Source organism: Marinibactrum halimedae, assembly GCF_021234875.1.
GTDB classification, from domain to species: Bacteria; Pseudomonadota; Gammaproteobacteria; order Pseudomonadales; family Cellvibrionaceae; genus Marinibactrum; species Marinibactrum halimedae.
Genome location: NZ_JAJQVM010000008.1, coordinates 20684 through 39848, shown reverse-complemented (window position 1 = coordinate 39848; position 19165 = coordinate 20684). Strand labels below are relative to the sequence as shown.

Genomic DNA, 19165 nt, shown 5'->3' with positions numbered 1-19165 from the left:
CTTACTCATCCTGATTATACAGTGATGGCTGTCAGTTATATCAATTCGCAACCAAATATGGTCTGCGCTGATTCACCTATTCGGTGTCGTTTAATCGCCTATAAAGGCCTGAGCCAAGAAAAAACACTTGGCAAATTTCCTTCAAACCATCGCAACAATGTTACCAAATTCAATGTTACTCAAGTTTGCCGTTAGCTGATATTACCTAGCTAATACACGCGCTATTAGTACCGTATTATGCGTCGCTTAACTCAAAAGCGGAGTGAAGTGCACGCACGGCGAGTTCTAAGTAACGCTCATCGATAATCACCGCAATCTTAATTTCTGATGTTGTGATCATCTGAATATTGATATTTTCATTCGCAAGTGTCTCAAACATTGTAGAGGCAACACCTGCATGTGAACGCATCCCCACACCGACAACTGAGATTTTAGCGACCTTATCATCAGTCTTAAGCTCGCGAACGCCCAGCTCTTCACATACCGGCTGCAAAACAGCCTGTGTTTTAGTAACATCATTTCGATGCACCGTGAAAGTAATGTCGGTTGTGTTATCTTCCGAAATGTTTTGGACGATAACATCCACTTCAATATTGGCACCACCGATGGGAGAAAGCACTCGTGCTGCCGCTCCGGGGGTATCCGGTACACCCACAACGGTTACTTTGGCTTCATCACGATTGAAAGCAATACCGGATACGACTGGTTGCTCCATGGCGTTTCCTTCCTCATCTAAAGTAATCAGTGTGCCAGGGCCATCCACAAAGCTGGATAACACACGTAATGGAACATTGTATTTGCCTGCAAATTCTACGGAACGAATCTGGAGTACTTTAGAACCCTGACTCGCCATTTCAAGCATCTCTTCAAAAGTCACTTTTTCTAAGCGACGGGCACTATCTACCACTCTGGGATCGGTGGTATAGACACCATCAACATCAGTGTAAATCTGACATTCATCGGCTTTAAGTGCAGCTGCTAACGCCACTCCAGTGGTATCGGATCCACCACGGCCTAACGTGGTAATGTTGCCTTGATCATCAACGCCCTGAAAGCCAGCAACGACAACAACTCGGCCTGCATCCAAATCGGAACGGATATTCTCAACTCCGATTTCTTGAATACGAGCCTTGTTATGAGAGTTATCGGTTAAGATGCTTACCTGTCCACCCGTATATGAACGAGCGTCCACGCCTCTCTCTTTTAAAGCCATACAAAGTAATGCGATGGTTACCTGTTCACCGGTAGACACCAGAACATCAAGCTCTCTTGGGTCAGGTGTTTCCTGCATGCTATTGGCCAAGCCAATAAGTCGATTGGTTTCGCCACTCATCGCAGAGACCACAATAACCATATCATGGCCATCATTGCGGAACTTTGCGACTTTATCTGCCACGACTTGTATTCTCTCGACAGTACCGACAGACGTACCGCCGAATTTTTGTACGTATAAACTCATTTGTCGATCTCTACACACGTCGCTCGCGCATAACATTAGCGCGTGCCCCCGTTATTTTCCGGGGGCGCTAATTTAACACCAATTTGGAGTGAAAGGTAACCAGCCGAAGCGCTATAAAAATGATTATAGTTATATAAATTGTAATTTATTAGAACATTAAATGCTTTGCGCTTCCACCCAAGCATAAACTTGAGAGACAGCGGCATCAATTGCACTTAAGTCTGTACCTCCGCCTCTGGCCATATCAGGCCGACCACCGCCTTTACCTCCAACGGTAGGTGCGACATGCTTGATAAGATCTCCGGCTTTTAGAGTCTGAGTTAGGTCTTTGGTTACACCAGCAATAAGCACTACCTTGCCCTCCTCCCCAGAAGCTAGAAAAACAACACCAGATCCCAGTTTATCTTTCAACTTATCTGCCATCTCACCAAGAGACTTTCCGTCGACACCACTCAGGCCAGCAGCAAGCACCTTTACTCCCCTTACCTCTTTCACTGAAGATAACAAATCACTGCTAGCGGCCTGCGCTAACTTCGCTTTGGCCTGAGAAAGCTCCTTCTCTAAAACCTTCAAGTCCTGTCTAAGCTGAGCCACTTTTTCAACAACCGAATCAGGTTTTGCTTTAATCACATCACAAATTTGAGCTAGGCTCTGCTCAGATAGGCGCACATGAGCCATCGCTTTCGCTTCTGTGACAGCTTCGATTCTGCGCACTCCGGCCGCAATGCCAGACTCCGACACAATACGAAACAAACCAATATCACCGGTTCGCTCAACATGGGTGCCGCCACACAACTCTACAGAAAAACGATCTTTCCCCATGGACAACACGCGTACTTCATCCCCGTACTTCTCACCAAACAGCGCCATAGCACCTTTAGATTTTGCCGTTTCCATATCCGTTACATCAACCTGGACGGCCTCGTTCGCCCAGATTTGCGCATTCACGAGCGCCTCAATTTCTTCAAGCTGATCTGGATTCACACCTTCAAAATGAGAAAAGTCGAAACGCAAGCGCTCTGAGTCCACCAATGATCCTTTTTGTGTGACATGTTCACCCAATATTTTTCTCAATGCAGCATGCAATAAGTGTGTGGCGGAGTGGTTTTTAGCGGTTAAGGCCCGAACCGACGCGTTCACCTCTGTTGCAACCAAGCTCCCCACACTCAATTCACCGGATACCACCTGAACGTGATGCAAATGATTCGCACCCTGTTTAGTGCAATCCCTCACCTCCACTCGTAAACCATTTTCCTCAGATAGATAGCCAGTATCTCCGACTTGTCCGCCAGACTCGCCATAAAATGGGGTTTTATCGAGAACAACAATGCCTTTTTGTCCTTCTAATAGCGAGCCTACCTGATCGCCATTGTGATTCAATAAAGCGGTAACGGTTCCGCTTGAAACTAAATGAGAATAACCTTCAAACTCAGTATTCCCTTCTACCTTGACCGAGGCGTTGTAATCCACTTCAAACTTGCCTGCCGCACGAGATTGCTTACGCTGCTGTTCCATCAACGCTTCATACCCAGTTTCATCAATGGTTAATTGACGCTCCCGAGCAATATCAGCCGTCAAATCAACGGGGAAACCATAAGTGTCATAGAGAGTGAAAACCAACTGCCCTGGAATCTCTGAGCTTTTAAGTCCTACCAGCTCAGATTCTAAAACCGCCATACCTTTATCTAGGGTTTTCGCAAACTGCTCTTCTTCCAGCAAGAAAATACGCTCAACATGCTCTTGTGCAGAAAGCAGTTCAGGGTAAGCCTGCCCCATCTCATCCACCAGCGCTTTTACTAAAGCATGGAAAAACGGCTGTGTTTGACCCAGTTTGTGTCCATGACGAATCGCTCGTCGCATGATTCGGCGGAGTACATAGCCACGCCCTTCGTTAGAAGGCGCGACACCATCAACCACCAAAAAAGCACAGGAACGAAGATGGTCGGCAATCACTCGCAGTGAGGTATTTTCAAGATCCTCGGTTTTGGTTTCTTGCGCTACCGCACGCAGCAGGTTCTGGAAGAGGTCAATCTCATAATTGCTGTGAACACTTTGCATGACCGCAGAAATACGCTCTAACCCCATGCCCGTATCAACACTCGGCGCCGGTAAAGGCTCCATCGAGCCATCCGCACTGCGGTTATATTGCATGAAAACGTTGTTCCAAATTTCGATATAGCGATCGCCATCTTCCTCTGGTGACCCTGGCGGCCCCCCCCAGATACCTTCACCATGATCATAAAAAATTTCCGAACATGGGCCACACGGCCCAGTATCGCCCATTGCCCAGAAATTGTCCGACTGATAACGGCCTCCCTTGTTATCACCGATACGAATTATACGATCATCAGGCACACCGATTTTCTGAGACCAGATATCAAACGCTTCCTGATCTTCTGCGTAGACGGTTACCCATAGTTTTTCGGTAGGAATGTTCATCCACTCGCTTGAAGTGAGAAACTCCCATGCATAGCTGATAGCATGTTCTTTGAAGTAGTCACCAAAGCTAAAGTTACCCAGCATTTCAAAAAATGTATGGTGACGGGCGGTATAACCCACATTTTCTAAGTCATTATGCTTGCCCCCAGCTCTTACGCAGCGCTGAGAACTCACCGCTCGAGAATAATCGCGCTGATCCTCTCCGAGAAAAACGTCTTTGAACTGGTTCATACCTGCATTGGTGAACAATAATGTTGGGTCATCTGCAGGCACCAGACTACTTGAAGGAACAATGGTGTGTCCCTTGGATTCAAAAAACTTTAAGAACGCCTGACGAATTTCTGCGCTTTTCATAACGACTTCGGATTTCCAAATGTATGGCCACTGGCCAATGATCAATGAATTATCTGGGTTTGGATAATGACGCGGGCACTCCCACTACATATTCAAACCACTTTGTTCTTCGTATTTCTTACCAGCCAGAATATGGAGGTGTAAATGAAAGACGGTTTGCCCCGCCTCTTGCCCATTATTCACAACAACACGAAACGCCTCATCTATGCCGAGTTGACGAGCGATATCCCCCACCTTCAACATTAACTTACCTAATAAAGCATGGTCCTCATCAGTCGCATCCACCAACCGGGGAATGGGTTTCTTCGGGATCAACAACACATGAGTTGGCGCTTGTGGCGAAATATCTTTAATGCAAATGCAATCGTCATCTTCGTATAACTTGTCTGCTGGAATATCACCATTGATGATTTTGGTGAAGATCGTATCTTCGCTCATGCTAACCGGCTCCAAGGATAAAAGTGAATGTTGCTTGTGGCACTGAAGTGACATTGTGACTTACGACGCTTATTACCCTGGATTTCCAGATGAATGAACCTGCTTTTCTTCATCGGTCAGAGTTCTTGCCTCAGACTCTAGCATTACCGGAATATCATCGCGTATAGGGTAAGCAAGCCCACTCTCCCAACAGACCAATTCTTGATTTTCCTTATCGTACTCTAGGGGTGCTTTACTGACTGGGCACACCAAAATACTGAGTAATTTTTTGTCAATCATCGTAATTCCTTCGGGGCACTAACCCACTGTATTCATTTATTAGACGAACATTTATTAGACGAATCATTACACGTCTAAAAGTTACGCAAAATTCTTTAATATGTTGACGTTTTCTCAGATGGCATTGGGCCTACCAACGTGGTTGGGTCCACTCGCCGATCAAACCAATTCATACGCCAATCTAAATGAGGCCCTGTTGCTCTTCCAGACGAACCCACTTCTGCAATTTCATCACCTTGCTGCACCACCTGCCCATCTTTTACCAAAATTTTACTTAAGTGCAAAAAGGTAGACGTTAGTCCGTGCCCATGGTCAATAATCAAGGTTCCCCCTGAATAAAACATATCCGGATGCACTAAAGTGACCTTTCCTGCAGCAGGGGCTTTCACTGGCGTTCCAGTCGGCCTAGCAATATCTACCCCATAATGGGGCCGTCGTGGCTCACCATTGTAATACCGTTGGCTGCCATATACTCCTGATATTGGGCCGAATAGAGGCCATTCAAAGTCTGCCGTAAAATCCTGCCGTGAGGAGGCTCCCGCCCTAGCTTTTCTTACCAATGCTGCTTCTTTTCGTGAGCGTGCGATTTGATGTGGGTCTGGGTTAACGGTTTTTGCAGGAACGCCCTCAATTCTTTGAATTTTATAGTCACGCGCTTTTACCTCGAATTCTTTGGTGAAGACTTGACCGCCAAGTGGGCGCACTTTAATTTTTAATACCGATGGAGCATCACGATCTAAACCGATAACAAAATTGCCCGAATCCGCAACAGGAACAACAATAGAGTCATCTACCTCCAATTCGGTGCCTTGGGGAACCTTCCCTCGAAGTATGGCTCCTTGCTTCACCTCCTGATCAAAAACCAGTTCAGGCAAGTTAAATGATGAACTTACGGCCCATTGCGATAAACCTAAGGCTATTACGGTTGCGATTAAACGCACCTCGGTAATCCGTAACAAGATTTTAGCTTGTGACAACATTCGGGTTAATGCCAGAAAAAAAACGGATATTACGATAAGCCTCAACGTCAAAGTTGAAAAAATGCTCGATTTACGCTGTATTTTCATTCAACATCCTCAAACAATGCATGGTACGCCATCCCAAAAACAGGATAGGAGAAAACCATAAAGGATTGAGGTAGGCCACTGCAAACCTTTATCGTCACTCGGTCACATTTCAATCACAACAATCATGTCAGTAGCAACAAACAAATTAGCGTAGCCATGAATAAAAGCAGACATTATCAAGAGCCTTGGTATTTTAAAAACCCACATTTTCACAACGTTTTTTCCAACCTTTATCGGAAACTTCAACAAAAGAATGTCGCGAAAGACTATCAGAACCAAGCCAAACCAATGGTTATTGATGCAGATGCAGGTGTTCAACTTTCTGCCAAATTAAATGTAGCCTCAACAACTTCAAGTACTCTCGCAATTTTGCTACACGGGTGGGAAGGCAGTTGTGACTCAAGTTATGTTGTATCTTGTGGACATTTGCTGAATCAAAATGGGGTAAATACATTAAGGCTTAATTTTAGAGACCACGGGGATTCTCATCATTTAAACTCAGCCCCATTTAATTCAACCCTTATTGATGAAGTGGTGGGTGCTTTGAGGCAAATTCAGCAACATCATCCACACCAGAAGTTCGTACTTATTGGCTTTTCATTGGGCGGGAACTTCGCACTGAGAGTAGCGGCACGCCAGCATTGCCTGAGCGTCCCGCTAGAGAAAATATTTGCCGTATGCCCGGCGATAGATCCGGCCAATGTGATGATGGCACTGGATTCAGGAAATCCTATTTACGAACGCTATTTTCTTAAAAAATGGAAAAAATCGCTGTCGATAAAACAATCCCTTTTTCCTCACTTAGAGCTGAACCAGGCTCAGAGCTTCCGACGCTTAACAGAGCTAAATCATTATCTTATCCCTAAACATACTCCCTTTGCGTCTGTAGAAGACTATTTCGAGGCATACCGAATCGGGGATAACGCAGCAAAACACATTCAAGGAGCAACGCATATTATTTCAAGCGACAACGACCCCATTACCCAATTGCAAGACCTTAAAAAAGTACGGTGGCCAGAACATGTTAGGCTGGTAGTCACTAGAGGCGGAGCACACTGCGCTTTTTTGGATAAGCTATCGTTTACAAGCTGGGTGGACAGGTACATTACCCAGCTTATCCTCGAAACCAATGATTAACGTGTAACCCCACAATAACAATAACAATAACAATAACAATAACAATAACAATAACAATAACAATCAAGAGTGGCACAGAAACGAAGTCACTTAAGGCAAACGCCCAAGCAGCAAGAAGCCGGGCAATAACGCGTCTTAAATCGACACAAGATCATGCATGTCCTGTTTGAGCGCAATCGGCAATAGTCGTTGCCAATGCCTGCATAACGCGGCCCCGTGTGATAACACCAAGCAGCTTTCCATCTTCCACAACCGGATAAATTTTGGGCTGTTTCTTTGTCATACGCTCAGCCAATTCTTGAATACTCATGTCTGGGCTTACTGACAATACTTCGTTATGCATAACATCATTCACATGCATTATCCCATCACAGTAATAGCTGCTATGAAGCAATTTTTTAATGCAGTCATGCTCAGATACGAAACCGACAATGGCATTGTTATCATTAACTACGGGCGCCCCCCCCATTCCAGAACGCTCGAAGACGGAAATGACCTCGTCAATGGACGTGCCGCAACGGATCATTGGGGAATTAACAATCATGTAATCACGTACACAGGCACCATTATTATTCATACTCACGCTAGCCTCCTCGTTATATGCGAACGTTTCCCGGTTCATAGCGGGCCTATAAACCCTATAGTTCAAGAGTAGTCTGCTTAGCAAGCAAAATAAAATTAATAAAAACAGGTAGATGAATAGCATTTAGCTATGAATGATGTACATGATCCCTATGCAACCTCATCGAGGCGCGGTTATTACGTCATCCCCCTAATAGAGGGTAAATATGCTTAGGTAAAAACCCACGAGTTTGAAAAAAACGCAACCGCTTTGCACGAGTTTTTTGATCCAATTTTTTTGTGTCTGCCTGCAAATACTCTGAATTTTCGTTGTGATCAATAGCATAACCACGAACAAAACGTCGCTGATACAAGTCTTCCGCTAATTCAAACCAGTGATCGCCCTCAATATCAACAAAAGCAGAAACCAGCTCTTCATCAATGCCTTTATGATACAAATCTAAGCGAATTCTCAGAGGGCCATAACCCCGTTGCTGCCGATCCCTTACATACATTTCAGCAAAACGTTCATCGCAGATATAACCGAGTTGCTGACAATGAATAAGAACACTATCAACCACTTCGGCAATATTGGATTCATCATTCGGCATGAATTGGGGTGATGAGCGAAAAGAAGAGGAAAAGAAAGGTGACTGCTGAACTTTACCGACTAACTTTCTACGAAGCTCTGCCACGGAGTGCTCTCTCCGCGACAAAGCATCAAATGCCCAAGACTTCACTTGCTTGATAACATCTGCATTGTTCAGCTCTGTATTTAACTCTGTGGAAACATCACTCATACGGAGCATCTCATCTGCAAAACCATCTAAAGCAATACTAATTAAAAATTAGTATCCTCTAACACTTTGTGCATCAGTCACAATGACCATCCACAATAACCAACGTGACAAAAAACAACTGCAACTATCGTTACACAAGCAAGTGCAAAAGATTATTCTTGTGGCTCTGATTCAGGTGAAGAGCCTGCTGTTTGTTGTTCACCCAGTAATTGCGCTCTCACTTGTGCTTCAATCGTATTTTTAATTTCTGGGTTATCTCTCAGAAACTTCACGACATTCGCCTTACCTTGGCCAATTTTATCCCCTTGATAACTGTACCAAGCCCCTGCCTTATCAATTAACCCAAGCTTCACGCCATAGTCGATAATCTCTCCGGTTAAATTAATGCCTTCACCATAGAGAATTTGGAATTCAGCTTGTTTAAACGGTGGAGCAACTTTGTTTTTCACCACCTTCACGCGAGTCTCATTACCAACAACTTCCTCACCTTCTTTTACAGAACCGGTTCTGCGAATATCCAAACGTACAGAAGAATAGAACTTCAACGCATTACCGCCTGTGGTGGTCTCAGGATTACCAAACATAACCCCAATTTTCATGCGAATCTGGTTGATAAAAATGGCCAAACAATTGGCATTTTTAATATTACCGGTGATTTTACGTAACGCTTGAGACATCAGGCGTGCTTGCAAACCAACATGGTGATCACCCATCTCACCTTCGATTTCGGCTTTCGGAGTCAGTGCCGCTACTGAGTCCACCACCAAAACATCAATCGCGCCTGAACGAACCAACATATCAGCCACTTCTAGCGCCTGCTCGCCAGTATCTGGCTGAGACACAATCAAGTCATCGACATTCACGCCTAGCTTCTCTGCATAGATGGGGTCTAGGGCGTGCTCAGCATCCACAAATGCACAGGTGCCGCCTTGCTTTTGCGCTTCAGCAATCACCTGTAAGGTCAATGTCGTTTTACCGGAAGATTCAGGCCCATAAATCTCAACAATACGCCCTTTAGGTAAGCCACCAACGCCCAGTGCTGCATCCAGGCCAATAGAGCCTGTAGAAATCGCGGGAATAGTGACATGCTCACGATCCCCCATGCGCATGACGGTACCCTTACCGAACTGGCGCTCAATTTGGCTTAGCGCTGCCGCTAGGGCCTTTTCTTTATTCCCATCCATTCCACACCTCTTTCTTCAATTTCGTAAATTTTTTGAATAGCTCATCAGCTTTATTACCCATAGGATAAACCAAAACACTGTATAAGAAAACAGCATATGTCATTTAATACAGTATTTTATAACCTCAGGCATTCATCACAGTAGACTTCTCAATAATGTCGCCCTTCTCAACCGTAGCAACCTCTCGCTGAGAAACAATTGCTAACATACCCTTCAATGCCTGCTCAATGGCGCTATCTCGTACCGCTTCTCGGTCACCTGTGAATTGAAAACACTGACTTGACTCTTCACCTTTATAAGCTCCTACCCAAGCAATCCATACGGTGCCAACAGGCTTACCTGGCACACCCCCACCGGGGCCAGCAATACCACTAACGGCTATAGAAAAGTCGGCTTCATTCAACGCTAACGCCCCCCTCGCCATTGCCAATACGACGGGTTCGCTGACGGCCCCGCAACGCTGAATCAAACGGCTGCTCACTCCCAATATTCGCTGTTTAGTTTGATTTGAATAAGCGACAACACTACCTTCAAACCAACGAGAGCTACCGGGAATGGCGGTTAAATAGTGTGCAATTCCGCCACCTGTGCAAGATTCGGCAGCGGTTAACGTGAGGCCTTTCTGCGCCATCAGTTCACCGACGGCGGCAGACAGAGTATGAAGGGACGAAGTTGCGATCGAATTTTTCATCAGCTTACGGTAAGCGACGAATTTGCTTTTCGCAAGTAGGCAACCTCCTTGAAATTTGCTTAACCCCAAAATTAATTTTGGACGCACTTTATCAAGACCAAAGAATACTTAAATACATTTCAACTTAATAATGCGGAATTTTATATTCACCACCAACGTTTAACTCACAACACTCTCAGTGCCATCACAGACCAAGGTTTGTTATCCTTCCTGCCATAGCTCCTGCCACGTTTGCACTGAATGGACTGATAGCAATATGCAATCTGTGTATCTTTTGCACAGAAAAGCCAAGCGCAGAGAAAATCATCCTTTATTTACTTATAAATCAGTACGTTAATGACAAAGAATACCGCAAAATCCAAGGCAGGCTCTGCCGAACACACCCCCATGATGCAACAGTATCTGAAAATTAAAACCGAGCACCCTAATGAGTTGGTGTTCTACCGCATGGGGGATTTTTACGAACTGTTTTTTGATGATGCAAAGAAAGCCGCTCAACTGTTGGATGTCACACTAACCGCACGTGGTAAATCGGCTGGCAATCCTATTCCTATGGCCGGCGTGCCTTATCATGCAGCCGAAGGCTATCTGGCTAAATTAGTTCGTTTAGGTGAATCAGTCGCTATTTGTGAACAAGTGGGTGACCCGGCGACGAGTAAAGGTCCGGTTGAACGCAAAGTCATGCGTATCGTCACCCCCGGTACGGTCAGTGATGAAGCCCTACTCGATGCTTCACGCGATAATCTTTTAGTTGCGTTAACCGAAGCCCATAGCCATGCCGATACCAGTGTGTTCGGTATTTCAACGTTAGACGTAGGCAGTGGTCGCTTCCAAGTATTGGAGGTGGAAGGCCTGGACTCAGCCGAAGCGGAAATTCAACGTTTAAACCCTGCTGAATTATTGCTGCCAGACACCGACACCGCTTTATCTTTTGAACAGTCACATAAAGGCATTCGACGAAGACCTGTTTGGGAATTCGATTATGAGACTGCATTGCGACTACTTACACAGCAATTTGGCACCAAAGATTTAAGCGGCTTTGGTTGTGGCGAGATGTCCGCTGCCATATCCGCAGCGGGCTGCCTTCTTTCGTATGCACAAGAAACCCAACGAACAGCGCTTCCTCATATTCGCGCACTCACACCCGAAGATCGTGACGAAGCCGTCACCCTAGACGCCGCTACCCGTCGTAATCTAGAACTCGACAGTAACCTAACCGGCGGCGAGGAGCACACACTATTCTCGGTGTTGAATACCACCGCGACCGCCATGGGAGGTCGACTGCTAAGACGCTGGTTAAATCGTCCTTTAAGAGCATTAAACACGCTGGAACAGCGACAAGAAGCCATTGCCAGCTTTCAAGCCGATTATCGTTTTGAACCCATTCATAACACGCTGAAAAATATCGGTGACCTAGAGCGAATTCTCGGACGTGTAGCCTTACGCTCTGCCCGACCTCGTGATTTATCTCGATTAGGAGCATCATTAACTTGTTACCCTGAACTGCAAACACAATTAGCAGATCATTCCACATCGTTAATCGGCACTTTAGCCAGCGACATCAGCACTTTTCCAGAATTAGTGGGCTTATTAGAAAGCGCCATTGTCGAGAACCCCCCTGTCGTTATTCGTGATGGCGGCGTTATTGCGGATGGTTACGATGAAGAGTTGGATGAATTGCGAAACATCAGCTCTAATGCGGGCCAATTTTTGTTGGACTTAGAAGCAAAAGAGCGCGAGCGTACAGGTATAAGCACTCTTAAAGTCGGCTACAACCGTATCCATGGTTACTATATTGAAATTAGCCGAGCACAATCAGAACAGGCCCCTGTCGATTATGTGCGCCGTCAAACATTAAAAAATGCAGAACGTTTCATTACGCCAGAATTAAAAACCTTTGAAGATAAAGCCCTTTCAGCCAAAAGCCGGGCACTGAGTCGAGAGAAAGCTCTTTACGATGCGTTAGTAGAAACACTGAATGAATCGCTGTTGCCTCTGCAAATCTCTGCCGATGCCATTGCCACATTGGATGCATTAACCACACTCGCAGAGCGTGCCGATAGCCTGAGCTTTACTCGCCCACAACTCACTCACAAACCCGGCATTCACATTACCGCCGGTCGACACCCTGTGGTAGAGCAAGTACTGGAATCCCCATTCGTTGCCAATGACGTTGAGTTAAATGAAACACGACGTATGCTCGTGATCACCGGCCCCAATATGGGTGGTAAATCGACCTATATGCGTCAAACCGCATTGATTACGTTATTGGCCCACATCGGTAGTTTTATTCCGGCACAGTCTGCCGAAATTGGCATTGTTGATCGTATTTTTACCCGAATCGGCTCCTCCGATGATCTCGCCGGTGGACGCTCAACCTTCATGGTAGAAATGACTGAAACGGCCAATATATTAAACAATGCGACCGCTCGTAGCTTAGTACTCATGGATGAAATCGGTCGCGGTACCAGCACGTTTGATGGGTTGTCATTAGCGTGGGCTTGTGCCGAATATCTCGCACAACGTTTGCAGGCTTTAACCTTATTCGCAACACACTACTTCGAAATCACAACAATGCCGTCGCTGCTTCCTGGTATCGAAAACGTGCACTTAGATGCCACAGAGCACAACGATAACATTGTCTTTTTGCACAATATTCAAGAAGGCCCTGCCAACCAAAGTTACGGTTTACAGGTTGCCAAATTAGCGGGCATTCCCAATTCGGTAATTAGTGAGGCCAAACGCCAACTCCAATTATTGGAATCAGGTACTCACCCACATACTACACAAACAAGCGAAGACCAACCCAGCTCAAAAGAATGGGAAACAAAAAAGAAAGCACAACCTCTCGCAACCAAGCAAAAGAAAAAAGAATCCATTAATGACCCATTACAAGGGGATATCTTTGCATCACTTTCTCCGCACCCTGTCGTCTCTGCGCTTGAAGAAATTGATGTGGACGACTTAACTCCTCGTAATGCTTTGGAATTGTTGTATGAACTCAAAAACAAACTGAAATAAAACGTAAGCTCAAATAGGAAATAAACCGAGATAGATTATCGAATAAATTCATTTTGATTCTTTCACTTTTCCAAGCAAGCTCTAATGACTAGCGGTGGAAGAATACAAATAGTGTTTACTCGATATAAGTTTGAAAACAACTGCTAGTATGAAAAAGGTCGTCAATTAGGGGCCCACTTTAGAAAATAGACTCATTCTCATTTAGAGTAAAATCGCTGATTTTATCCGAAAATGACTGCATTTTTCTAAACCGTCTTGATAGAATGCGCGACCTATCTTTTGTTCAACCGTAAACTTGGAGTCCAGCATGACATTCGTTGTTGGCGAAAACTGCATCAAATGCAAACACACTGATTGTGTTGAGGTATGTCCTGTAGATTGTTTTTATGAAGGGCCAAACTTTCTTGTCATTCACCCAGATGAATGTATCGACTGTGCGTTGTGCGAGCCTGAATGTCCGGTTGATGCCATTTTCTCTGAAGATGAAGTGCCCGCCGATCAAGAGGCCTTTATCGAACTTAATGCCGAGCTTGCCGAAACCTGGCCAAACATTACCGAGAAAAAAGATCCGCCAGAAGACCATGAAGAATGGGATGGCGTAGAAGGCAAATTAAAACTGCTTGAGCGCTAATCAGAAAATCCTATTCTGCTAAAAATGGTGGCCTCACATAAATCCAATGAATGGCCACCTTACCTCTATAAATCTAATAAGTGACCACCCTACCCATCGCTCTAATCCCTAATGAATATAAGGGTAATAGCTCAAGTTCATTCAATTCAATTTAATCCACTTTTCTACAAAGATCATTACTTCGTTGTCTACACTCCCGTAACGCCAACGTAAATCATGATTGCGCAACTTCATTCCATAAACTCTTTCTGTATCCAACGATTGAAAAGACGGTCGTGGATCTTGCTGTAATACCTCAATAATTAAAGCACGATCTGACTCGCTTAGCTCGACGCTATTAACCCCTTCTTCATTTTTACCAAACCGCTCAAACGATACCGGTAAATGAAGAGGCGGAGTTGCTGCAATATCATTGTTAGCATCAGGCAAGCAATCCACATAAGGCACATAAGGTTTGATATCTAAAATAGGGGTGCCATCCACTAAATCTATACCAGAGAAATTCAGTACCACTCTCCCATTATCTGTATCAATACTCTCTAATTTCACTACCGACAAACCAATCGGGTTGGGACGAACCGGAGAACGTGTTGCAAACACGCCCATTTTTTTATTTCCCCCCAAACGCGGTGGGCGAACGGAAGCGCGCCAAGGAACGTCGATACTGTGATGAAAAAGAAATTGCAACCAAACGTGGCTCACACATTCAAGCCCTGATACCGCAGCAGGTTGGTTAAAAGGAGGGAGTAATTCAAGTTGAGCGTTAGAAGATGGGGCTAACCCTGGCTGCCTTGGCACACCAAATTTTTCTCCAAAGCACGATCGAATAACACCAATCACCGTAAAATGTACACTGTTTGGTAACTCATCGTTCAACATCTAACCCATACCTTAATTCACTGAAAAAGAGATACTAGGTTACAAAATGCTGAGTAAGAGAAAAAGACAATATGAGATTAAAACACAGGTAAAAGAAAGGTTGCTCGAAGAAAACACACATAAATTGGCTGTGTTTTCTTCGAGTATTTTCAGCGGATGACTGAAAAATTAAAGGCTAAACAATGCCTCGCCGTCCAGCCCTTGCTGCTCAAGAATATCGCGCAAACGCTTTAGCGCTTCAACTTGAATTTGACGATCACGCTCACGAGTAAGCCCAATTTCACGGCCCACCTCTTCAAGTGTGCTCATCTCAAAGCCTCGCAAACCAAAGCGTCGAGAGATCACTTCACGTTGTTTTTCAGTAAGTTCACCTAGCCAACAATCAATACTTTCACTGAGGTCACTGTCTTGCAACAGTGCGGCCGGGTCGGAAACATGTTGATCAGGCACCGTATCCACCAGCGCTTTATCCGAAGATGTACCGATAGGCACATCCATCGAGGTAACACGCTCATTCAACCCCAGCATACGCTCTACATCTTCAACAGGCTTATCTAACAACGTGGCGATATCTTCTGGTGTTGGCTCATGATCCAATTTCTGAGCCAGCTCACGCGCAGCACGAAGATACACATTCAATTCTTTTACCACATGAATGGGTAAACGAATGGTACGTGTTTGATTCATAATGGCCCGCTCAATGGTTTGGCGAATCCACCAAGTAGCGTAAGTTGAAAAACGGAAGCCTCTTTCTGGATCAAACTTTTCTACGGCTCGAATCAGTCCAAGGTTGCCTTCTTCGATCAAGTCCAAAAGAGCAAGACCACGATTAACGTAACGGCGGGAAATTTTAACGACTAAGCGAAGATTACTTTCAATCATACGCTTACGAGACGCTTCACAACCTCGTAAGGCTTTACGGGCGAAAAAAACCTCTTCTTCAGCACTTAATAGTGGCGAGAACCCGATCTCATTAAGGTAAAGTTGCGTAGCATCAAGATTTTTCGGCAGTTCTTCGCCATCAATACCTCGTGACTTGGAACGCTTTGTTGCCGGTTGGGAATGTGTCGCTGGGTGGGACTCTAACTCTAAAGCAGTATGTTCTGTTTGTAGTTGTTGTTCAGCCTCTTGTTCAAAATTCACATTATCAAGTAATGATTTGTCTTCCAACACCTTCGAGTCACGAATTTGCACTGCCATGTCTTTAGCCCTTTGAGTTTTCGGATAGTTACAAAAAACGACCCTTTACTAGCGGTACCGTTTTACCCCGTACACCCTCTTGCGGAACCGAGTTCGTTATTATCGTATTTATTACTCTTTTTTATTATCCATTCAGAGCCTCTGACTACCTTTTGGGTAGGTAACGCAAAGGGTCAGCGGGTTTGCCACCTTTACGAATTTCAAAGTACAGCTTTGAACTGGTTGTTCCACTCGAACCTAATTCGGCAATTTTTTGCCCGGCTTGAACACTTTCGCCTTCTTTAACCAAAATTTTGTTGTTATGGGCGTAAGCGCTCAAATACTCTTTATTGTGTTTAATTATGAGTAATTTGCCATAGCCTCGTAATCCCTCACCCGCATATACCACTTTGCCATTTGCTGCGGAGACCACAGGTTCACCCTTTTTTCCGACAATATCAATCCCCTTATTCTTAACTCCTTGGTTAGAAAATCGAGATATGACATTTCCGCGATGAGGCCAGTTCCATTTTAAAGTATGACTTTTTGTCTTAGAGATTGACGCAGGTGACTGCTTAGTCGTTAAAGGTTTTGAACGAGGGGTTGTCATTTTCTTGACGGGCCTAGAAGGTGCCTTAGCAAGGTTTTGTTTCGGCCTTGTTACCTTTGGTTTAAATTTTGGTTTGGCGCGCAAATCTAAAATTTGGCCTGGGTAAATGCGGTAACTGGCGTCAATACCGTTAGCAGCTGCTAATATTTTGTAGTCGAGACCATAACGCCAAGCAATAGAATAAAGCGTCTCACCACGAGAAACGGTATGAGTTGTTACTTTATAGGACGGAGGTTGTGACAATTCTGCCACTGGTGCTCTTGGCACCGAAGAAGAACAAGACGACAAAAAACAACAAATGATCAAGATCTTGAACACTTTGTCTAGCCACTGCCAAAGACCTTGAATGACGAGCTGTCTTTTAAGTGAACAAAAATGGCGTAAAAAACAACGTAAGATATAGCCCAAAAGAGACTCACATCCCAATATTTTAGAACAAAACAGTCTAAACAAATAAGAATAGAATCTATTGAAATGTTGTCTAGCGCCTGTAAAGAACAAATTATTGAACACAAAACAGACAAAAGTTAAACATTGACGACACGCAGAAAGTAGAAAGCGGCCCTTATTGCGAATACACATTAAATGTATCCGCATTACCGAAAGACAGTAACTGGATTTATCCTGCGTAAATCTACTCACAGCGACTCATGTTATTTGAAATCGCTTCCAGCCCCAGTACCAGAAATAATCCCAAGAACATCACACCGATGGCAGGCCATAACTGAGAGGGTAATCCGATTAACGATTCATAGGTCAGCGGTAAAATATTTTGTTGCACCAACGGAATGACTTCACCATGTCTGTCAACCGTGGTCTCTAAAATCTGTTTCCATGGCCATATCACATTCAACGATCCCATTAAAAATCCGGTAAGTAACGCCAAGGTCACATTGTGATAGTGCTTTAATAACCAGGATAATACATGGGAAAACGCTAACAAGCCGACGCCACAGCCTAAAAGAAAACTGGCGATTAACGGTAAATTAAACGACTCAATCGCCCCAATAAAGACGGGGTAAATGCCAATTAATAACAAAATAAAACTGCCAGAAATACCGGGTAAAATCATGGCACAAATCGCCACAGATCCGCTCAGCATCACTACCCACCAATAATCGGGTAAAGCAACGGGTCGCGCAACAGAGACAAATACCGCAAGCCCTAAACCAATAGCTAACGCCATAATTTCTCGCCAACTCACCGACGTTAATTGACGAAAGATATACACCACCGACGCCGCCACCAAACCAAAAAAGAAAGACCAAACCAAAATAGGATGATTCTCTAAAGCCCAGGTGATCATTCGAGCAAAAGACACCATACTGATGGCAATACCACCAAAAATAGAGGCCAAAAAGGCACCATTGCACTGACGCCACGCACCGGGTATACCTTCATTAAGCAATGCCTTCAGCGTATTTGGGCCAATTTTTCGAATTGAGTCGAGAAGTTCTTCATAGATACCTGTGATAAAAGCAATGGTGCCACCAGAAACACCGGGTACTACATCCGCCGCTCCCATTGCCATACCACGTAAAATTAATAAAACGTAATATTTAACCGACTCCCCCACCGATCACTCCTTAGGTATATCTCTGATTCAATGATGTTAATAGTGTAAAAATGACTGTGAGGCCTTATGAATATTGACCTCTTCGTATTGAAGATCGGCAGAATAAAGGCTGACAGATGAACCGTAACCTAATTACGCGTCAACATTAGAAACCGAAGCCGTTAACGAGTTACCCCAGAAAGCAATGGGACAAAGCGAACAGGCTCAAGTTCAGTGGTGTGAAAGTCATCGGAATCCCCCTCTCTGACGACCAACGTCAACACTTGCTCTTTATCACCCACAGGAATCACCAATGCTCCGTTCGGGGCGAGCTGTTTCAATAACTCTTTTGGCATGGTGCGAGGCGCAGCGGTGCTGATGATGGCATCAAACTGTTTCTCTTCCGGCCAGCCAAAGCCGCCGTCGGCATGTCGCAAAAACACATTGCGTAATCCCAGTTGATGTAAGCGTTGGCGAGCTTTGTCTTGAAGGGGTTTAATGCGCTCGACGGAATAAACATCTTTAATTAGCTGCGCAAGGATGGCTGTTTGATAACCCGAACCAGTACCAATTTCGAGTACCGAATCGATCTTGCCTGCTGCCCCCAACAAAGTCTCTGTCATGCGAGCAACAATATAAGGTTGAGACAGGGTTTGGCCAAACCCAATGGGTAATGCGGTATCTTCATAGGCTCGATGGCTGAGCGCCTCATCCAAAAAGATATGGCGCGGCGTTGTGGCCATGACATCTAACACTTCCAGATTGGAAACACCCTCAGCTTCCAAACGTTCTATCAACCGTTGGCGTGTGCGTTGCGATGTCATACCGACACCTTCAAACCGTAACCGACTCAAACATTACCCCCAGTGACGCTTTCTTTT

General features: G+C 44.8%; 17 protein-coding genes. 3 read left to right on the top strand and 14 right to left on the bottom strand.

Annotated features, from left to right (window positions below; translation table 11 throughout):
* Positions 1-235: 235 nt before the first annotated feature.
* The 5 genes from LU351_RS06415 to LU351_RS06395 form a co-directional block, all read right to left on the bottom strand.
* A complete protein-coding gene (locus LU351_RS06415; RefSeq protein ID WP_232593237.1) occupies positions 236-1459 on the bottom strand; it encodes an aspartate kinase in 1224 nt (407 codons plus the stop codon).
* Positions 1460-1615: 156 nt separating this feature from the next.
* Positions 1616-4252: an alanine--tRNA ligase gene (gene alaS, locus LU351_RS06410; protein WP_232593236.1), complete on the bottom strand. Its 2637-nt coding sequence runs from the start codon at positions 4250-4252 to the stop codon at positions 1616-1618.
* A gap of 84 nt (positions 4253-4336) precedes the next feature.
* A complete protein-coding gene (locus tag LU351_RS06405) occupies positions 4337-4690 on the bottom strand; it encodes a histidine triad nucleotide-binding protein (RefSeq protein WP_232593235.1) in 354 nt (117 codons plus the stop codon).
* A 72-nt stretch (positions 4691-4762) separates the two neighbouring features.
* Positions 4763-4969, bottom strand: a complete 207-nt coding sequence (locus LU351_RS06400; RefSeq protein ID WP_232593234.1) for a Trm112 family protein — start codon at positions 4967-4969, stop codon at positions 4763-4765.
* A gap of 95 nt (positions 4970-5064) precedes the next feature.
* Positions 5065-5949: a M23 family metallopeptidase gene (locus LU351_RS06395; RefSeq protein ID WP_232593233.1), complete on the bottom strand. Its 885-nt coding sequence runs from the start codon at positions 5947-5949 to the stop codon at positions 5065-5067.
* Positions 5950-6192: 243 nt separating this feature from the next.
* On the opposite strand from LU351_RS06395, the gene LU351_RS06390 reads away from it, so the two are divergent.
* Positions 6193-7173 carry a YheT family hydrolase gene (locus tag LU351_RS06390; protein ID WP_232593232.1) on the top strand — a complete coding sequence of 327 codons (981 nt, stop codon included), beginning with the start codon at positions 6193-6195 and terminating at the stop codon, positions 7171-7173.
* Positions 7174-7324: 151 nt separating this feature from the next.
* Here LU351_RS06390 and LU351_RS06385 read toward each other — a convergent pair whose 3' ends face one another.
* The 4 genes from LU351_RS06385 to LU351_RS06370 all read right to left on the bottom strand — a co-directional run bounded on the left by LU351_RS06385 (position 7325) and on the right by LU351_RS06370 (position 10409).
* Positions 7325-7750 (bottom strand): CBS domain-containing protein, encoded by a 426-nt coding sequence (locus tag LU351_RS06385; protein ID WP_232593231.1) that lies wholly within the window; start codon positions 7748-7750, stop codon positions 7325-7327.
* A gap of 187 nt (positions 7751-7937) precedes the next feature.
* Positions 7938-8534 carry a regulatory protein RecX gene (locus tag LU351_RS06380; RefSeq protein ID WP_232593230.1) on the bottom strand — a complete coding sequence of 199 codons (597 nt, stop codon included), beginning with the start codon at positions 8532-8534 and terminating at the stop codon, positions 7938-7940.
* A 152-nt stretch (positions 8535-8686) separates the two neighbouring features.
* Positions 8687-9718, bottom strand: coding sequence for a recombinase RecA (recA, locus tag LU351_RS06375; RefSeq protein ID WP_232593229.1), 1032 nt, complete (start codon positions 9716-9718; stop codon positions 8687-8689).
* Positions 9719-9842: 124 nt separating this feature from the next.
* On the bottom strand, positions 9843-10409 hold the full coding sequence (locus LU351_RS06370; RefSeq protein WP_232593228.1) for a CinA family protein: 567 nt from the start codon (positions 10407-10409) through the stop codon (positions 9843-9845).
* 336 nt (positions 10410-10745) lie between these two features.
* On the opposite strand from LU351_RS06370, the gene mutS reads away from it, so the two are divergent.
* Positions 10746-13430 (top strand): DNA mismatch repair protein MutS, encoded by a 2685-nt coding sequence (gene mutS / locus LU351_RS06365; protein WP_232593227.1) that lies wholly within the window; start codon positions 10746-10748, stop codon positions 13428-13430.
* Between the two features lie 307 nt (positions 13431-13737).
* Positions 13738-14061: a ferredoxin FdxA gene (gene fdxA, locus LU351_RS06360; RefSeq protein ID WP_232593226.1), complete on the top strand. Its 324-nt coding sequence runs from the start codon at positions 13738-13740 to the stop codon at positions 14059-14061.
* Between the two features lie 141 nt (positions 14062-14202).
* Here fdxA and tsaA read toward each other — a convergent pair whose 3' ends face one another.
* From tsaA to LU351_RS06335, 5 genes are all read right to left on the bottom strand, one after another.
* Complete coding sequence (tsaA, locus tag LU351_RS06355) at positions 14203-14940, bottom strand: tRNA (N6-threonylcarbamoyladenosine(37)-N6)-methyltransferase TrmO (protein ID WP_232593225.1); 738 nt, start codon at positions 14938-14940, stop codon at positions 14203-14205.
* Between the two features lie 168 nt (positions 14941-15108).
* Positions 15109-16140, bottom strand: coding sequence for an RNA polymerase sigma factor RpoS (gene rpoS / locus LU351_RS06350; protein ID WP_232593224.1), 1032 nt, complete (start codon positions 16138-16140; stop codon positions 15109-15111).
* A 145-nt stretch (positions 16141-16285) separates the two neighbouring features.
* Positions 16286-17137 (bottom strand): peptidoglycan DD-metalloendopeptidase family protein, encoded by an 852-nt coding sequence (locus tag LU351_RS06345; protein ID WP_269783327.1) that lies wholly within the window; start codon positions 17135-17137, stop codon positions 16286-16288.
* A 226-nt stretch (positions 17138-17363) separates the two neighbouring features.
* The gene (locus LU351_RS06340) at positions 17364-18305 is read right to left on the bottom strand and encodes a polyprenyl-phosphate transporter (RefSeq protein WP_232593223.1); all 942 of its coding nucleotides are present in this window, start codon (positions 18303-18305) and stop codon (positions 17364-17366) included.
* 161 nt (positions 18306-18466) lie between these two features.
* Positions 18467-19108, bottom strand: a complete 642-nt coding sequence (locus tag LU351_RS06335) for a protein-L-isoaspartate(D-aspartate) O-methyltransferase (protein WP_232593222.1) — start codon at positions 19106-19108, stop codon at positions 18467-18469.
* Between the last annotated feature and the right edge of the window lie 57 nt (positions 19109-19165).

Bases quoted from the DNA above. Each gene is read 5' to 3' on its own strand.
- LU351_RS06415 (WP_232593237.1), bottom strand. From the start codon at position 1,459: ATGAGTTTATACGTACAAAAATTCGGCGGTACGTCTGTCGGTACTGTC.
- alaS (WP_232593236.1), bottom strand. From the start codon at position 4,252: ATGAAAAGCGCAGAAATTCGTCAGGCGTTCTTAAAGTTTTTTGAATCC.
- LU351_RS06405 (WP_232593235.1), bottom strand. From the start codon at position 4,690: ATGAGCGAAGATACGATCTTCACCAAAATCATCAATGGTGATATTCCA.
- LU351_RS06400 (WP_232593234.1), bottom strand. From the start codon at position 4,969: ATGATTGACAAAAAATTACTCAGTATTTTGGTGTGCCCAGTCAGTAAA.
- LU351_RS06395 (WP_232593233.1), bottom strand. From the start codon at position 5,949: ATGTTGTCACAAGCTAAAATCTTGTTACGGATTACCGAGGTGCGTTTA.
- LU351_RS06390 (WP_232593232.1), top strand. From the start codon at position 6,193: ATGAATAAAAGCAGACATTATCAAGAGCCTTGGTATTTTAAAAACCCA.
- LU351_RS06385 (WP_232593231.1), bottom strand. From the start codon at position 7,750: ATGAATAATAATGGTGCCTGTGTACGTGATTACATGATTGTTAATTCC.
- LU351_RS06380 (WP_232593230.1), bottom strand. From the start codon at position 8,534: ATGAGTGATGTTTCCACAGAGTTAAATACAGAGCTGAACAATGCAGAT.
- recA (WP_232593229.1), bottom strand. From the start codon at position 9,718: ATGGATGGGAATAAAGAAAAGGCCCTAGCGGCAGCGCTAAGCCAAATT.
- LU351_RS06370 (WP_232593228.1), bottom strand. From the start codon at position 10,409: ATGAAAAATTCGATCGCAACTTCGTCCCTTCATACTCTGTCTGCCGCC.
- mutS (WP_232593227.1), top strand. From the start codon at position 10,746: ATGACAAAGAATACCGCAAAATCCAAGGCAGGCTCTGCCGAACACACC.
- fdxA (WP_232593226.1), top strand. From the start codon at position 13,738: ATGACATTCGTTGTTGGCGAAAACTGCATCAAATGCAAACACACTGAT.
- tsaA (WP_232593225.1), bottom strand. From the start codon at position 14,940: ATGTTGAACGATGAGTTACCAAACAGTGTACATTTTACGGTGATTGGT.
- rpoS (WP_232593224.1), bottom strand. From the start codon at position 16,140: ATGGCAGTGCAAATTCGTGACTCGAAGGTGTTGGAAGACAAATCATTA.
- LU351_RS06335 (WP_232593222.1), bottom strand. From the start codon at position 19,108: ATGACATCGCAACGCACACGCCAACGGTTGATAGAACGTTTGGAAGCT.